The 17,045-nt window shown below is 59.5% G+C and carries 13 protein-coding genes; 2 read left to right on the top strand and 11 right to left on the bottom strand.

Annotation, left to right across the window (positions count from 1 at the left end; translation table 11 throughout):
* Positions 1-161: 161 nt before the first annotated feature.
* From QP908_RS06585 to QP908_RS06565, 5 genes are all read right to left on the bottom strand, one after another.
* Entirely contained in the window at positions 162-1,751 is a 1,590-nt protein-coding gene (locus tag QP908_RS06585; RefSeq protein WP_284771938.1) for an aspartate:alanine exchanger family transporter, read from the bottom strand.
* 88 nt (positions 1,752-1,839) lie between these two features.
* Entirely contained in the window at positions 1,840-2,340 is a 501-nt protein-coding gene (gene tsaE, locus QP908_RS06580) for a tRNA (adenosine(37)-N6)-threonylcarbamoyltransferase complex ATPase subunit type 1 TsaE (protein WP_284771937.1), read from the bottom strand.
* Complete coding sequence (gene alr, locus QP908_RS06575) at positions 2,330-3,427, bottom strand: alanine racemase (protein WP_284771936.1); 1,098 nt, start codon at positions 3,425-3,427, stop codon at positions 2,330-2,332. The genes tsaE and alr overlap by 11 nt, the downstream gene beginning before the upstream one ends.
* A 114-nt stretch (positions 3,428-3,541) precedes the next feature.
* A complete protein-coding gene (glmS, locus tag QP908_RS06570) occupies positions 3,542-5,413 on the bottom strand; it encodes a glutamine--fructose-6-phosphate transaminase (isomerizing) (RefSeq protein WP_023030137.1) in 1,872 nt (623 codons plus the stop codon).
* A gap of 224 nt (positions 5,414-5,637) precedes the next feature.
* Positions 5,638-8,442: an FAD-binding and (Fe-S)-binding domain-containing protein gene (locus tag QP908_RS06565; RefSeq protein ID WP_239269066.1), complete on the bottom strand. Its 2,805-nt coding sequence runs from the start codon at positions 8,440-8,442 to the stop codon at positions 5,638-5,640.
* Between the two features lie 202 nt (positions 8,443-8,644).
* On the opposite strand from QP908_RS06565, the gene QP908_RS06560 reads away from it, so the two are divergent.
* Positions 8,645-9,478, top strand: a complete 834-nt coding sequence (locus QP908_RS06560) for a dienelactone hydrolase family protein (RefSeq protein ID WP_239269068.1) — start codon at positions 8,645-8,647, stop codon at positions 9,476-9,478.
* 22 nt (positions 9,479-9,500) lie between these two features.
* Here the strand turns inward: QP908_RS06560 and QP908_RS06555 are convergent, their stop codons facing one another.
* From QP908_RS06555 to glmM, 4 genes are all read right to left on the bottom strand, one after another.
* Positions 9,501-9,779, bottom strand: a complete 279-nt coding sequence (locus QP908_RS06555) for a hypothetical protein (protein WP_023016768.1) — start codon at positions 9,777-9,779, stop codon at positions 9,501-9,503.
* Positions 9,779-11,509: a hypothetical protein gene (locus QP908_RS06550; protein ID WP_284771935.1), complete on the bottom strand. Its 1,731-nt coding sequence runs from the start codon at positions 11,507-11,509 to the stop codon at positions 9,779-9,781. The genes QP908_RS06555 and QP908_RS06550 overlap by 1 nt, the downstream gene beginning before the upstream one ends.
* A complete protein-coding gene (locus QP908_RS06545) occupies positions 11,509-11,823 on the bottom strand; it encodes a hypothetical protein (RefSeq protein ID WP_034653448.1) in 315 nt (104 codons plus the stop codon). The genes QP908_RS06550 and QP908_RS06545 overlap by 1 nt, the downstream gene beginning before the upstream one ends.
* Positions 11,824-11,919: 96 nt before the next feature.
* Positions 11,920-13,263, bottom strand: coding sequence for a phosphoglucosamine mutase (glmM, locus tag QP908_RS06540; RefSeq protein WP_005277129.1), 1,344 nt, complete (start codon positions 13,261-13,263; stop codon positions 11,920-11,922).
* Positions 13,264-13,458: 195 nt separating this feature from the next.
* Between glmM and QP908_RS06535 the strand changes: the two genes are divergently transcribed.
* Positions 13,459-15,384, top strand: coding sequence for a BCCT family transporter (locus QP908_RS06535; RefSeq protein ID WP_284771934.1), 1,926 nt, complete (start codon positions 13,459-13,461; stop codon positions 15,382-15,384).
* A gap of 335 nt (positions 15,385-15,719) precedes the next feature.
* On the opposite strand, the gene rpsI is transcribed toward QP908_RS06535, so the two are convergent.
* Both rpsI and rplM read right to left on the bottom strand, forming a co-directional pair.
* Positions 15,720-16,262 carry a 30S ribosomal protein S9 gene (gene rpsI / locus QP908_RS06530; protein ID WP_005281349.1) on the bottom strand — a complete coding sequence of 181 codons (543 nt, stop codon included), beginning with the start codon at positions 16,260-16,262 and terminating at the stop codon, positions 15,720-15,722.
* Positions 16,262-16,705: a 50S ribosomal protein L13 gene (gene rplM / locus QP908_RS06525; RefSeq protein ID WP_239269129.1), complete on the bottom strand. Its 444-nt coding sequence runs from the start codon at positions 16,703-16,705 to the stop codon at positions 16,262-16,264. Before rplM ends, rpsI begins: the two co-directional genes overlap by 1 nt.
* Between the last annotated feature and the right edge of the window lie 340 nt (positions 16,706-17,045).

The following is a 17,045-nucleotide window of genomic DNA, read 5'->3' as shown; positions in this document are numbered from 1 at the left end:
CTCCTCGGGTCAAGGGGGTCCTATATGTACATATGGTGAAGTGATTGTCAGTTCTATTACCGAGGCTACTCGGCGGCCAACAAGCACTCACCCACTGGGTAGTGCCTGCCAGTGTAGGCGGATCACCCAGTGGGTGAATAATTAGCGCGGGACATATGGGGCTAAAGCAATAACAATAGCAGCACCTGAGCGGCGATAATCTTGCCAATGATGGTGGTTGGATACACCGTTGCCCAGCCGCGCCCGGCAAGCTCCGTACCGGTTTGGCCCCGGATATAGGCAAACACGGCAGGGTTCGTGGTCATGCCGGCCGCACAGCCCATGGCCTCGTCCCACTTCAAGCGCAGCACCAGCATGCCGATGACGCCGATGAGGATGGCCGATACCAAGGTAATGATAAAACCAACGCCGATGATGGTCAGCGAGGACGGATCCGTGAGCGCATCGCGGAACGATGCGCCTGCCGATGTCCCCACGCCCGCCAGGAAGAGCGTCAGACCCAGGTTCGAAAGTGTTTCCCTGGTGTGGAAGGGCATCTGCCAATTGATGGGGCCGGTGCGGTTCAGGTAGCCGAGGAATAGACCGACCACGACGGGGCCGCCACCAAAGCCCAGCTGCAGGGTCGATCCGCCCGGCATGGGAATGGGGATAAGGCCCAGCAACATGCCCAAGGTCAAACCGATGGACATGGATAAGAGGTCAGCGTTGCCAAGCGCCGATTCGGAATCGCCCAAGTACTTGCGCACTTCGCGCACGTGGTGCGAGCTACAGACCACGCGCACGCGGTCGGAGTAATTCAACACCATATCCGGGTGCGGGACCGCATCGCTATCGCCCTTGCGCACGCGCGCGATGATAAAACCGTGCTCGAGCGCATCGATATCGCGGATGCGCTTGCCAGCAACCTTGGGGTTGGACACGGTCACGCGCTTATACTGCAAGCCAGCCTCGGGGGTGAGCTCGACGGGATATTCCTCACCGAGCACCTCAATAGCACCGGCGACGTCCTTCTCGGAGCCATTAATAAGGAACGCTTCGCCCTTGCGCAAGGGCATATCCGGGTGCGCCAGGCGGTGGTGCTCCATATCGGAGATCTCGCGGGTGGCCACCACGGTGTACCCGGTGACGCGGTACAGGTGCCCTGCCGTATCCGGGAAGTCTTTGGTCAACCGCACGCCTTTAGCCACCAGCGGGGCGGGAATCATCCCCTCTTCTTTGGCATCCGCCTCGTGGTCTACCTTCAGGATCTTCGCGCCGATGGCGGCGACTAGGATCGCACCGATGACCGCGCCCGGGTAAGCCAGCGAATAGCCGACGACCGGGGTGGAGTTGCCCAGCATATCCACCACCGCCGCCATACCTGGGGTGGACGAAAGCGAACCGGCAAACATACCGGCAGCTACATCGGTATCGAGGCCAAAGACGCGGATGAGTCCAAAGCCCACGCCCACGAGCAGGACCAACATGCCGATCATAAAGACGGTCAGTTTCCAGCCACGGGTAGCAAATTCACGGACGAACGACGGCCCGAAATTAAGGCCAATGGCATAGACAAAGATGGCCAAGCCGAATTGATACACCAGCGGTGGAATCTGGATATCCGGGTTGGCGGTAGAAAGCCCGAGGGCCACGAACATCGCTGCCGCAGCGCCAAGAGAGATGCCAAAAAATTTGATTTTGCCGATGGCCAAACCAATGGCCATGATGGCAAAAAGGGCGAGCAGAGGACTAGAGGCTAGGAGATCTAACACCCTTTAAGGATCCCGCACCTTAAATATCTAAAGCAACTTGATGCCCTAAGATGTCCATCACTTATACCTTCAAATTAATGAGACCTACCTAATCATTGTGGCGCCACGACCAGCTAACGCGGCGCACGTCCTCATCGGCACCGGCAAACTCCGCCGGTTCGCGGTCGATGCTGACAAAGAGGTACCTATCTGCGATCTGCTCGATAAGGCCGCCGCCCCATTCGGCGACAACGACGGCATCGGCAAGCTCGGTATCCAAATCCAAGGCATCCAGCTCCCCCAAGGGATCGCCGGAATTGGCCCCGCCCTCGTCCAAGAGGCGGTACGCATCCACGTGCACCAGGTCCGGTCCCCCAACCCGGGAGCGGTGCACGCGGGCAATGACGAACGTGGGCGAGGTAATCCGGCCTTTGACCTGCATGCCTTGGGCTATGCCTTGGGTGAAGGTGGTCTTGCCCGCGCCCAATGGGCCATCCAAGATGACGACATCGCCGGCTTCCAGCGCGGCGCCCAATTCCTTGCCGCAGGCGTGGGTTTGTTCCACCGTTGCCAGATCGCGGGTTCCAGACTCCGGAAAATTACTGCGCATCGGCCCCTCCTATATATTCGCGTTCAGTGCGGCCGGTGGGCCGGCACACCACTTCATAGTTTATGGTGCCCACGGCATCAGCAAGCTCGGTGGCAGACATGCCGCCCTGGCCAAAGATGGTGGCCTCATCACCGGGGGCAATGCCGTGTGGATTTTCTCCTAGATCCACCACAATTTGGTCCATGCACACCCGGCCCACCTGGGGATAGAGTCGCCCGCCGATGCCCACCTGAAGGTGTCCCTGGTACGCCCGTGGCAGGCCATCGGCATAGCCACAATCCACCGTGGCCAGGAACCCTGGCTTATCCGCGCTCCACGTGCGCCCGTAACTGGTGGCCTCATTCTTATCGATCGGCTTGAGCCCAAAGACGTTTCCGGACCACGTCATTGCCGGGCGCAGGCCATGGTTCCGTCCCGCGATGGGCTCGAGCCCATAGCACGCGAGGCCGACGCGCACCTGGTCAAAGTGCGCCGATGGGCGCGAGAGCGTGGCTGGTGAGTTGGCTAAATGATTGACCGGGCACTTCAAACCGGCCGCGCGCGCCGCATCCAGGGCGCGCCGAAACTCTTCTTCCTGGGCGTCATTATGCTCATTATCCGGATCGTCCGCGCAGGCAAAGTGGGACATGAGGCCCAGGACGGTGATATGCGGGGCGTCCCGCAGCAGCGCAAAAACCTCATCCCAGTCCGCCTTATCCACCCCGGAGCGGTGCATTCCGGTTTCGACCTTGATATAGACCTCGGCGGGAATTTCCGCTTCCACCAGCTTCCGCGCCTGCGCCGGGGAATTGACCGCAATCTGGATGCCAGAGGCTAGGGCCTCTTCTAGTACCTGATCCGACTGCCAGATCCACGCCGCAATGGGTGAATCCACACCCATGCGGCGCAGCTGCACGGCTTCTGTCAGCGTGGCGACGCCAATGGAATCCGCCCCCGCTTCCAGCATCACGGGCACGACCCTTTCTACCCCGTGCCCGTAAGCATCCGCCTTCACCACGCACATCAGCTTGACGTCTGGGCCGATCTTCTCCTTAATCAGCCGCACATTATGCGCGATGGCAGCAAGGTCAATTGTGGTTTTCAGCATGCCACTATTGTGCCACTTTCCACCCGCGCGCTGAATTTACTGCAGATATGCGCAAGACCCCTCCCCCGCCCAGTGCAAGCAAGGGCGAGAAAGGGGTTTGCGGCACCGGAAAGGTTATTCCACGGTCACGGACTTGGCCAGGTTGCGCGGCTGGTCAACGTCATACCCCTTGGACTTTGCCACGTGTGCGGCAAAGATCTGCAGGGGCACCGTAGCAAGGAGCGGCTGCATCAACGTCGGTGCCTTAGGCACGCGGATGACGTGGTTAGCGTAATCCTCTACCGCGGTATCGCCTTCTTCTGCGATCACGATGGTAATGGCACCGCGGGCGCGGATTTCCTGGATATTGGATACCACCTTGGAGTGCAGCGAATCGCGACCGCGCGGGGAGGGCACGATGACGAAGACCGGCTGTCCCTCCTCGATCAGCGCGATCGGGCCATGCTTGAGCTCACCTGCGGCAAAGCCTTCCGCGTGTAGGTAGGCGATCTCCTTGAGCTTCAGCGCGCCTTCGAGGGCGACCGGGAAGCCTACGTGGCGGCCCAAGAAGAGCACGGATTCCGCATCCTTCATGGAGTTGGCCAGGCCAGCTACCTGCTGTTCTTCATCGATGACGCTTTGTACCTTATCCGGCATATTGCGCAGCTCAGCAAGAACCCCCTGAATTTCATCAGAGAACATATTGCCGCGCAGCTGTGCCAGGTACAGGCCCAGCAGGTAGGTCGCGGTAATCTGCGCCAAGAAAGCCTTGGTGGAGGCCACCGCGATTTCGGGACCCGCGTGGGTGTAGAGCGCCGCATCGGATTCTCGCGGAATGGACGAGCCCTGCGTATTGCAGATGGCGATGACCTTCGCGCCCTGCTGGCGGGCGTGGCGCACGGCCATCAGGGTATCCATGGTCTCGCCGGACTGGGACAAGGCCACGACTAGAGTCTTCTCGTTGACAATCGGATCGCGGTAGCGGAACTCGTGGGCGAGCTCAACCTCGGTGGGGATGCGGCACCAGTGCTCGATGGCGTACCGCGCCACATGGCCGGCATAGGCCGCGGTACCGCAGGCAATCACGATGATCTTATCGATGGACTTCAAGACGGACTCATCGATGCGCAAGTCATCTAGGGTCAGCTGGCCCTGCTCATCAAAGCGGCCCAGCAAGGTATCGCGCACGGCGGCGGGTTGATCGTGGATTTCCTTTTCCATGAAGGAATCAAATCCGCCCTTTTCAGCGGCGGCCGCGTCCCACTTGATCTCAAAGGACTTGCCCTCGGTGGGGTTGCCGTCGTAGTCAGTAATGACGACATCGTCAGCAGTGATGGTGACCACCTGGTCATTGTCCATTTCCACTGCAGACTTGGTGTAGTCAATAAAGCCCGAGACGTCAGAGCCCAAGAAGTTTTCACCCTCGCCCAAGCCGATGACCAAGGGCGAATCGCGGCGGGCGGCAACGATGCGATCCGGCTGGTCAGCGTGAATGGCCAGCAGGGTAAACGCACCGTCGAGGCGCTTGGCGGTCAGCTGCATTGCCTTGGTGAGATCCCCTGCGGCGTCGTTGTGGAAAACATCACCAAGCAACGCCGCGGCAACTTCAGTATCGGTTTCAGAAACGAAGTTGTAGCCCTTGTTCAACAGCTCGGTGCGCAGCTCCGCGAAGTTTTCGATGATGCCGTTGTGCACCACGGCCAGCTTGCCACCGTCAACGACGTGCGGGTGTGCATTGAGATCGGTCGGACCACCGTGGGTGGCCCAACGGGTGTGCCCGATTCCCAACACGGAATCCTTCAGCGGACGAGCTGCGATCTCATCATCCAAGGCAGCAACCTTGCCCGCCTTCTTCCGCCAGCTAATCTCCCCATCGGCGTACATCGCCACACCAGCGGAGTCATAGCCGCGGTATTCCAGTCTGTGCAGACCTTCCACGACTACATCCAGAGCGAAGTATTCGCGGTCACCGCTAGCGTGACCAACATATCCAACAATTCCACACATAAAAAGGAATCCTACCTCATTGGTCAACAAGAACCGGGGGTTGGACTAGGGGCCTGTTATTTATAGCCGCATACTAATTCGGGCCGTTTATAGTTACCGAAAACTGGCCTGCACAACGCTAGTTTTCGCACCCTCGGTGGGCAACCCTCCCGCGCCGCAACTGACCGAGTTGTGGGAGAAGAAGGGGCATCGGCAAGCAGCCGCGCCCCTTCCCTTCCGGACCGTTAGCGGGTAGCGCGCTCCAGCATCTCCAAGACGTGGTGATAATCCTCGCCGGTGGCGCGGGTCATGCCCAGCTCACACGTGCGGTTAGTAGAGGCGTGATACTGCGCGCCCAGCTCCGTGACCTGGGCGGCCTCAGCGCGGGTGGCGGACTCCGTGAGCTCCGGGTGGAGCATGCCGCGGTCGCCGGCATAACCACAGCAATTCCAGGCCGTGGGGATGTGCACCTCCGAGGCCGCGGCCCGGGCGACCTTTTCAACATCGCCCATCATGCCGAGCTGGAACGCCGAACAGGTTGGGTGAATCGTCATAGAATCCACCGGCTGGGTGGTCTCGAGGCGCGGTAGCAGCGTATCGGCAGTAAAGCTCAGCGCATCGATGACGGTAATGCCAATGGATTCCAGCATCTCCTGAAAGCCCGCGGTACAGCTGGAAGCATCCACGATCACGGGCAGGCGGGCGTTATCTGTGGCCTCCATGATGCTCTCGCGCACGCGCTGCTCCATGATGTCGTGGCCCTTGCGCATGCCCTTTGAGGACCATGGCGTTCCGCAGCAGAGCTTCTCGATGCCCCTGGGCACCTCCAGCGCGATCCCCGCCCTCTCCAAGACGGTAATGAAGGCCTCCGTGGCACCCATGCCCTCACCTTGCGGGGCGAACATGGAGTTTACGCAGGCTGGAAGATAGATTCCCGCGGTCTCTGCATAGCGATCTCCCACGCGCCCGGCCAAACGCTCGCGGGACTTGCCACCCTTGCCTAGCTCCGGCTGGTATCCGGGCACGGTATCGGGGCCGACGAGCGAGCGGGCCACATCGGTGACCTTCGTGACCAACTGCGCCGGCAACATGTGCGCGCCGGTGAGCGCCGTTGCGGCACCGCGGCTGGTGAACTGCCAATTCTTGGCGGCAGTAAACCAGACCTTTTCTTCGGCGGCCCCGGCATTCTCGTGGCGCAGCTTCTTGATGAATTTACCGGTATCAATGCCCACTGGGCAGGCGGTTAAACACATAGAATCCACGGCGCACGTATCGATGCCCATGTACTCATAAGCCTCATCGAGTTCTGCAACCAAGTGCGTATCGCCGCTTTCTTGCGCCCGCTGGCGGGCACGGCGCACCACGATGCGCTGGCGCGGGGTCAAGGTGAGGTCCCTCGACGGGCAGACCGGCTCGCAATAGCCGCACTCAACGCACGGGTCGATTTCCTCTTCCACCGTGGGGTTGAGCTTGATATTCGTAATGTGCGCATCGGGGTCATCGTCCAGAATCACACCCGGGTTCATCGTGCCAGCGGGATCGCAGGCGCGCTTGAGCAGCTGCATGACCTCGTAGAGCTCATCGCCGTACTGGCGGCGCACATACGGGGCCATGGCGCGGCCGGTGCCGTGTTCGGCCTTGAGGTTTCCCTCTGCCGAAAGCACCAAGTCCACCATTTCCTCATTGAAGTTGTTATAGCGACCAATGGCGCTATCGCCTTCGAAGCGGTCCGTTAGAAGGAAGTGGATATTGCCGTCTTTCGCGTGGCCGAAAATGACCGCATCGTCGTAAGAATAGCGGGTAAAAAGCTCCTGCAAGGAGGAACAAGTATCGGCCAAATCGCCCACCGGCACCACAACGTCTTCCAATAGCGCCGTGGTTCCGGAGGGCCTCGCTTCTGCCACCTGGGCATACAGGCCCTTGCGGAAGTTCCACGCGGCGGTGCGGGTGGGAATATCGGCAGAAAATTCCGCCGGTGATTGCAGGTCCAATTCGCGCAATAGGGACGAGCCCTTGTGTTCTTTTTCCCGCAGCTCTTCTTTGTCATCGGATTGGTACTCGATGAGCAGCGCGGCCTGCGAATCCACATCGAAGCCGGTAATGGCCTGCGGGACCTTATCGAATCCTTGGCCCACGCGAATGGAGGCAGAATCCATCAGCTCCAGGGTGGCGGCACCGGTATCCACCAGGGAAGGTAACGCCTTCGTAGCGGCGGAGAGATCGTTAAAGACCGCCACAGTGGTCGTCGTGAGGGCTGAGATGTGCACGGTGCGAAAGACCGCTTCCGCGATAAACGCCAAGGTTCCTTCGGAGCCAACCAAGAGGTGTTCAAAGAGCTTGACGGGGCTATCAAAATCCAGGAAGGAATTAAGCCCGTAGCCCATCGTATTTTTCAGCTTGAAGTGGCGGCGGATGATATCTACTGATTCCTGGTTATCGCGCACGCGGCGCTGCAGGCGGGTCAGCGTATCCACCAGCTCGGGTTCTTGTGCTTGGAATTGCCGGTCCGCATCCGCGTCCGCGGTATTGATCACCGTGCCGGAAGGCAAGACAAAGGTCAGCGATTCCAAGGTGTTATAGGTATTGAACTCGGTGCCGCAGGCCATGCCGGAGGAATTATTCGCCACCACGCCGCCGATGGTGCAGGCCGCCTCGCTCGCCGGGTCCGGGCCGAGCTTGCGGTTGCGCAGCCCCAAAAGCGCATTGACTTGGCGCACGGTCGCCCCTGGCTGCACGCGTACCCGCTTGCCGTCATCGAGGACTTCTATGCCCCGGAAATGCTTGCGCACATCCACTAAGTAACCCTCGCCGGAGGCCTGACCTGCCAGGGAGGTACCGCCCGAGCGCAAGGTCACCGGAATACCTTGCTGCCGCCCCGCCTTGAAAATGGCGGCCACGTGTTCTGCCGAACGCGCTTCAATAACGGCCTTCGGGGTGTAGAGGTAGTGCGAGGCATCGGAGGCATAGGCCACTCGGTCGATGATGCCGGTCTTTACCTCCGGTCCATCCTGCGGAAACAATTGGTCGATCGTGAGGGTGCCGGTAGTCATATGCGGCGACCTGCCTTCCCAGAGAAGCATAGAAAATGTTACCTAGTGCACATTTTCGCCTGGTTTCTCGACAGTGCGCAAGTAAGGCAACCCATAGAACTTCGGTGCCGCGCACCCCTTTTGGCCTCCCCGAATCCCCCGCATGTGCCACTCGCCACCCCTTGCCACCAGCACGGGGTGATCTTCATCTATCCTAGAATGCGTGTCTGCGAATTTGAAGAAACACTTAGGAACGTTATCGAAGCGTGGCCGCAACCGCGTGCTGGTTGGCGACCTCGATTATGCGGGTATTACCGGCAAAGTTTATACCCCTGCGGAAGGCCAAGGCCTGCCCGCCGTCGCCTTTGGCCACGATTGGATGCACAAAATCAAGGATTACCACGCCACGCTGCGCCACCTCGCCAGCTGGGGCATCGTCGTGGTCGCCCCCAATTCTGAGACCGGCATGTTCCCCGATCACCGCAACCTGTCTGCAGACATGGAATCTGCGTTGCAGATCGCCGCTGGGGTGAAGCTGGGCACCGGCAATATCACCGTATCGCCGGGCAAGCTCGGCATGGTAGGCCACGGCATGGGCGGCGGCACCGCGGTACTGGGCGCGGTCGATAACCCGAAGGTCAAGGCCGTCGCCGCGATTTATCCCGCCGTGACCGCCCCGTCCGCCGTCGAGGCCGCCCGCAGCCTCGATACGCCGGGCCTAGTCATTGGCTCTGGGCGTGATGACATTTTCAATGCCGGAAACCCCGCCAAGCTGGCCTATAACTGGCGCGGCCAGGTGGCCTATCGGGCCATCGATAAGGGCACGCAGGCCGGTTTTAGCGAAGATCGCTTCCGCAAATTGGCTATCGGTTCCGGCGCCTTCCAATCCGGCCCCACCGAAATCGCCCGCGGCCTCGTCACCGGTTTCTTGCTCTCCACCCTCGCCGGCGAGTCCGCCTATGACGGCTTTGCGGATCCTGAGGCGAGCGCGAAGAAGGTAGAAAGCTTTATCGGCGATGACCTAGCCGAGCGCGCCGGCGTTGCCCTCGATGACTAAAAGCTAATCCGCTGAACTAGGCCTATCCACGTCGCAGCACAGATTTCACCTGCCCCGATGCGTTATTGACACGCGTTGGGGCAGCACTATTTCGGCGCCACGTTCCAGCAGCTGCTTGCCGATGCCCCACCGCATCACCGTCTCTTCCCCCACGCTGCTCATTTTTGGCCTGCTGTACGGCCTTGGCCGTGGACTTTTCTAGCTCGTCTTGGGCCTTCGCCAGGCTTTTTTCAAATTCCAACATGCGTCGCGCGGTGCGCTCGCGAAACCCCTGCGCGAATTCTGCAAAATCGTTATTCATTACCACTGCCCTGCCTTTCGTGCAGTCACGGATGGTTCATCTGAGCTTGGCTCTGGTGCAGGCTCGGGGGCCGGAGCAGGTGCCGGTGGCTGTTCAGGTTCCGGTGCTGGTGCGGGCTCAGGTTGAAGCTGCGGCTCTGGCGCAGGTGCACCAGCTCCAGCGGCTTCTGCTGCCTGCAGGTGCTGTACCTTTTCTGGAGGCGGGGCCGGTTCTTCCACCTGGGAAAGCTCCGGAGGTGGCTCAATTGTTCCTTCTTCCGGGCACAGTTCAGGCGCGGGCTCGGGTTCCGGTTCTGGTTCTGGCTCAGGGCAAGGTTCTGGTTCAGGCTCCGGTGCGGGCTCGGGTTCCGGTTCAGGCGCAGGTTCCGGTTCCGGTTCCGGCTCTGGGCAATCTGCATCGGCGATATTTTCCAGGCACTCCGCAGCGCCCTCAATGATGAGGCCTACACCTACCAAAGCGATTCCTGCACCGACGATTCCCAAGCTGCCGCTGCAGGAGGACTCGATGTCACAGGCCGCATCATCTTCCACGGCAGCCGGTGTTGTTGCTTCTTCTTCGCATTCAGAATCTTCCGGCACAGGCTCAGGTACTGGGTCCTGTTCAGGCTGCAGTGCGGGCTGTTCCGGTTGTTCTGGTGGGCAGTCTTGTGGTTTGGGTTCCGGCTCAGGATCCGGTTCCGCGTGCGCCGGGGTGGTCGTGGACTCGTTCTGTCGAGGCGGCTCGTTTACGAAACCGCGGCACTGTTGGCACTGGCACCCGGAAGGGTGCTGCTCAGGTGCGGGTTCAGGAGCCGGCTTCGGAGCCGGTCCTGGTTTCGGCTCCGGTTGCGGCTCGGGAGCTGGTTTCGGCTCGGGTGAGGGTTGTGGTTGCGGTGCCGGTTTCGGATCTGGCTTCGGCTCTGGGGTCGGCTCTGGCATCGGTTCCGGATTGGGCGGGCACTCAGCGGTGGATGCGGGTTGCGTCGGCTGCGCTGGCTGTGGCGGGGTGGAGTCGGCGCCGCCTCCGCCATCGGGCATCGGGCGCGTGGGAGCTGGCGTATCTGGGCACTTTTCCACTGGCGGTGGGCAAGAATCCTCCTCGGCCTCTGCCGGCTCGGGGCATTCCTCAGGAAGAGGCCGCTCGCAGACGCATTCGCAGCGGGATTCAAACTCGTCGTAACAGGATTCAATGGCATCATCGCGGTCCCGGCACGTGCTGGCGATGGAGTCATTGGTGTCATCGATGATCTTCGCACCAATGGTGGAGACGATGGGAATAATGAACTTGGCCAGCGGGTGCCTGGTGGCCACCATGGACAAGATATTGAGCAGCGGGATGACCGCGGAAATCAGCTCGGTGAGTGCGGTGTCGGAGGTATCGACGACATCGGAAATAGCGCCCGAGCATTGCTTGGCAGAGTCAGTAAGCTGCTTGCTTTCATCGCGGTGGATATCAAAGTCTTTTTGAATGCCGGTCAGGTGCTCGCGCAAGGTGCCGTTTGCAAAATCGGAGTCGTCAGTGCGCAGGAAATCCGCAAGCCCCTTTCCACCACCGTGCGGAAGATTGCCGCCCACCGCGGAAATGGTATGGCGCAGAATGTTTTGTGGGGCGATTCCATCTACCGCGCTGATGAGCTCACTCAGAAGCCCCAAGGGCATGCTGGGGCCGGAGTAATTTCCCAGGCATGCCAATTGGAACTGCGAAATGGCGGCGGAATAATCCCCTAAAAGCGATTTAGTCAGCGCACTCATTAGTCCACTGCCTTTCCGCTTTCTCCTGCAAAGGAGCGGCTAAAGCCGGCATCGTACGTGGCGAATGCGCGCATCTGATCGTGTGCTGCCTGGCCTGTGGCAGAGATATTGTCTAAGCGCCACGTTCCATTGTCATGAATGCGCGCAAGGATGCTTCGTATGCGCTCGCCGTGGCCGGAAAAATTCCGCCCAGCCGCGGCAACGGGAAAGTCTGGAACATCGGCGCGGTGGGCTTGGCGCTGTTCATCGTTGGCGCTTATAGCTTGTTGTAGTGCGGACATCGCCTCTGCGGGGCGAAGAAAAACCTCAGACATCGGTATAAATCCCCAAATCCATATGCGGTAAGTGTGCTCACTTTCATTGGACTGGGGTTTATACCAAATGGTTCCCGGTACTTCTTATTTTCCTGCCTATACCGAGGCGACGACGGCAGAAAGCCTACCAGCTACCTTGCGGGCGTGTTCTTCTTCGGCCGCTTCTACCATGACGCGGAACAGCTCTTCGGTACCAGAGGGGCGAAGCAGGACGCGGCCGGTTTCCCCGAGCTCTTCTTCTGCCTCCACGATGGCCTGCTTGACCTCGGCAGAATCCATGATCGCGGCCTTATTGGACACCGGAACGTTGATGAGCACCTGCGGCAATACGGTCATCACGGAGGCCAATTCCTTCAGGCTCTTTCCGGACTTGGCCATACGCGCCATGATGGAAAGACCGGTGAGGGTGCCATCGCCGGTAGTGGAGTCATCGGGAAGCACGACGTGCCCGGATTGCTCGCCGCCCAAGGAGAAATCGCCGCGGTGGAGCTCTTCGAGCACATAACGATCGCCCACCGCCGCGTGGCGGACCTCAATGCCTTGCTCCTCCATGGCAAGCGTCAGGCCCAAATTGGACATGACCGTGGCCACGAGCGTGTTAAAGCGCAGGTCATTGTCTTCCTTCATCCCTACCGCGAGCAAGGCCATGATCTGATCGCCATCAACCACGTTGCCTTCGGCATCGACGGCGAGGCAGCGGTCCGCATCGCCATCGTGGGCAAGACCCAAATCGGCACCATGCTCGAGCACCGCTGCCTGGGCTTTTTCGATATGGGTAGAGCCACAATTTTCGTTGATATTAAAGGCATTTGGCCGGTGGTAAATCGGGATGACCTCAGCGCCTGCTGCTTCATAGGCGCTCGGAGCAACCTTCGAGGCCGCGCCATTGGCCGTATCCACAACCACCTTGATGCCGCTCAAGTCAGTGGAGACGACCTCCTTCAGGTGCGCTAGATAGCGCTCACGCCCATCGGGCGCCTCCGAGATAATGCGGCCCAGCTTGGTGCCCGTCGGGCCCTCCTCAACGAGGTTATCCATAGCGGCCTGAATCTTATCTTCCACACTATCCGGCAGCTTCTTGCCGCCAGCGGAGAAGAACTTAATGCCGTTATCTGGCATCGGGTTATGGGAGGCAGAGATCATCACGCCGAGATCCGCACCATAATCATCCGTCAAAAAGGCGATAGCTGGGGTAGGAAGCACACCCACGCGCACAACGTCCACGCCGCGCGACGCCAAGCCGGCGGCGATGGCGGCATCGAGCATCTCGCCCGATACGCGGGGGTCACGGCCGATGATTGCCAATGGGCGGCGCTCATAAGATTCGCGCTGCGCAGTAAAGACCTCCGCCGCCGCTTGTCCCAGCGTCAAGGCCAAAATGGGAGTCAGCTTTTTATTCGCGAGGCCGCGAACTCCATCGGTTCCAAATAGTCGAGTCATGAAAACAATTATGCCCTGTAAGTCCCACCCGTTGCATGTTTGGGGCATCGACAAGCGAGCTAATTAGGTAACCAACATCACGAAAAATGTCCTTGTGATGAAAAGCAAAATTTGCTTAAAGTAGTACTTTTTGGCATTTATATGAAATTATTAGCTAGGTTATACTTCACTCTTTTGCCTTAGAGAGGATCAACGATGAACGAACCTAGATCTTCAGGTGACAAGTCACCTGAAACTACCTCGCAGAAGGCACGGTCAGCCATTGCGAAAGCCGCTTCTGGGGAACGCGCTATTCATCCAGCCCTCATTCCCGGAGTAAGTGTCGAAAACACCCGCGCCGATTTTAAGACCAATAAAACGGTCTTTGCGGTGGCGTTGGCATCAACCTTTGCCGTTATCCTGTGGGCCATCATCGCCCCAGATAATCTGGCTAGCACAGGAAGTACCATGCGGGCGTGGGTCGTCCAAAACTTTGGATGGCTATTTACGATCATCATGATTGCCACCACGGCATTCCTGCTGACGATCGCTATCGCCCCAACCGGCAAAATTAAGCTCGGCGCCGATGATTCCAAGCCCGATTTCTCCCGCAACGCATGGATCGCCATGCTCTTTGCCGCTGGTATGGGAATCGGCCTGGTCTTCTACGGCCCGATGGAGCCGCTTGCCCTATTCTTGACTCCCCCGCCGTATCTTTCCGGCGTCGAATCCGGCAGCCAGGAGGCCATCCTTCCGGCCTTTGCCCAGGCAGTACTTCACCACGCTACGTTGCCGTGGATGATCTTTGCACTGGTGGGCGGCGCGCTTGCCTATGCCGCTTATCGACGCGGCCGTATCCCGCTTATTTCCTCGCTCTTTGAACCCCTCATTACGGATTCGAATAACCGGGTATTTGGAAAGATCGTCGATATCTTCGCGGTTTTGGTCACCCTCTTCGGCACGGCTACCTCCCTGGGTATCGGTGCGCTGCAGATCCGCACGGGTACCTCGATCCTTACCGGCAAGCCTTTAGAGGGCAACGGAATCATGGTGGTGATCATTACGATCCTCACCATCCTTTTCATTCTTTCCGCGATGTCCGGCATCAAGCGCGGCATCCGCATCCTGTCCAATATCAACATGGGCTTGGTCATCGGCCTCGCGGTCTTCGTTCTCATCACTGGGCCGACGCTCTACATCCTGGATCTGATTCCCGCCTCCCTGCTGCAGTTTTTCAAGCACTTCGAAGACATGATGTCCCTGTCCGCCTCCCAGGGTGAACCAGAAAAGGAATTCGTCACCGCATGGACCATGCTGTACTGGGCGTGGTGGATTTCTTGGTCGCCCTTCGTCGGTATGTTTATTGCGAAGATTTCCCGCGGGCGCACCATTCGCGAATTCGTCTTCGTCATCATGCTCGTGCCTACCACCCTGTCGCTTTTCTGGTACGTCATCTTTGGTGCCACGGCTATCAAGACTCACCTGGATGGAGACGGAATCGAGATTGAAGGTTCCGGCGAGAATGTGATGTTCGATCTCATGAGATCGCTGCCGCTATCTAGCATCACCACGGTCATCGTCCTCCTCGCTGTGGTCGTCTTCTTCAATACGGCTGCTGACTCCGCTACCAACGTCATGGGCTCCATGTCCCAATCAGGCCGACCAATTCCCTCGACGTCGATTTCCGTTATTTGGGGCGTTGCCCTAGGTGGCATTTCCTTGTTCCTGCTGCTCATCGCCGGCAAGGATGCCCTGAGCGGCCTGCAGTCCATCATGGTCTCCAGTTCGCTGCCGTTTACCTTCATCCTCATCGGCATCATGGTGGCGTGGGGCAAGGACTTGGCACGCGACCCTGCAATACTGCGCAGGAAATACGCCCATGCCGCCATTGAGCGCGGCACCCACTTGGGCCTCCAAGAACACAACGGTGACTTCGTATTCAGCTCTTCCGCCGTTCCAGAAGCCCACGGTGCCGGGGCAGAAATTGAAAACGATGACCCGTACCTCCACGAGTGGTACACCATCAACGCATCGGATGAATACCTCGCAGAGCAGGCAGCCCTCCGCGAAGAGCGCCGCGCCGAGCTCAAGAACTTTGCAAAGAAGAAAACCGAGGACAAGGCCGCAGAAGACGATGAGTAATCTCTCCGCCTAACCGGACCTCTCCCCTAGGCCCTAGGCCCTCGGTCCCTAGCCCGTCTCCATCGCACTGCGCATTAGCGCTTCCCGCGATGAGAGGCGGGCTTTTCTCTGTTCCTACAGTCCGTGGTGCGCTGCGGCGTGAGGGCGCTTCATCGCGCCCTCGACTGAGCGCTTATGCCTCACGCACGGCTAAGCCTCAAGAGGCTGGCCAAGCGGGGTTTGGCCGGCCCAATCGGAGGGGCATCGGCAAGAGCGATAAAACGACAAAGCCGCCGCCTCCCAGAATGGGGAAGCAGCGGCAGTGTACGGCGCTTGCGCGCGCAGTAGAAGCGAGATTAACGCTTGGAGTACTGCGGTGCGCGACGTGCCTTGTGCAGACCAGCCTTCTTACGCTCAACTGCACGAGCGTCACGGGTGAGCAAACCAGCCTTCTTCAAGGTGGAGCGATCAGCCGGGTTGTAGATGTTGAGCGCACGAGCGATAGCCAGGCGCAGGGCGCCGGACTGACCGGTCGGGCCACCACCGTTAACGGTGACCTTCAGGTCAAACTGGTTCTCGCGGTCCAGCAGGGTCAGCGGGGTGAGGATGTCCTGCTGGTGCAGCTTGTTCGGGAAGTACTCAGCGAACTCGCGGCCGTTGACCACGATCTGGCCGGAGCCAGCAACGAGGCGAACGCGAGCGACGGCGCGCTTACGGCGACCGACGGTCTGAATTGGGCCCTCGTGAACCGGAGCAGCGGCCTCAACCTCTGCCTCGGTCTCAGGGTTGGCGCTAGCCAACGAATCACCGATGGTGTTGGTGAACTCTTCGGTAGCGGCGCTTGCTGCAGCGATGTCAGCAGCCTCGGCTACATTGTTGTCGATGTTCTGCTCAGCCATTACTGTGCCACCTGCTTAAACTCGAAGGTTTCCGGCTTCTGACCGGCGTACGGGTGCTCATCGCCTACGAAGACGTGCAGCTTCTTGATGGAAGCGCGGGAGAGCTTGTTGTGCGGCATCATGCCGGCAACAGATTCTTCGATAACGCGGACCGGGTTGGCGTCCAAAGACTGACCCAGGGTCATGGACTTCAGACCGCCCGGGTAACCGGAGTGGCGGTAGCGCAATTCGCGGTCGCGCTTGTTGGAAGAAACGTGAATCTTGTCAGCGTTGATGATGATGACGTGGTCACCGGTGTCAACGTTGGGTGCGAACTGTGGCTTGTGCTTGCCGCGCAGCAGGTCTGCCACGGTGGAAGCAAGCTTGCCCAGCACCACGTCAGTAGCATCGATGACGTACCACTTGCGGGTGATGTCACCGCTCTTTGGGTGGAAAGTAGACAAAATGACTCCTTGAAAGTCTGTCTCGGAACTGCCGGCCAGCGCTAAGCATCCATTCGCTTCCCAACAGCGGCCGGTGGAGACCTGCGGGAAGCGCTTCGCCAGCTGCTTGCCGACGAGCGAACACATAGGGCTACAACTTTAGCCGCTACCGGAGTAAAAGACCAAAACGCCGAAACCGGCACCTTCCAGGAAGAAAAGGTACCGGTAAAAGAGGTTCTATGTGGCAGTTTGTGTAAGTGGCGCGGTAGGGGACGGCGGCTGCGTTCGCCTCCTGCCAGATGGATACGGGCACGGGCACCGCCCGACTCCCCTACTGCGCTTTAAAGAAGCAGGCTAGATA

The sequence above is a fragment of the Corynebacterium sp. MSK204 genome (assembly GCF_030229885.1).
Classification (GTDB): domain Bacteria; phylum Actinomycetota; class Actinomycetes; order Mycobacteriales; family Mycobacteriaceae; genus Corynebacterium.
This window is presented reverse-complemented; position numbering and strand designations above follow the sequence as displayed.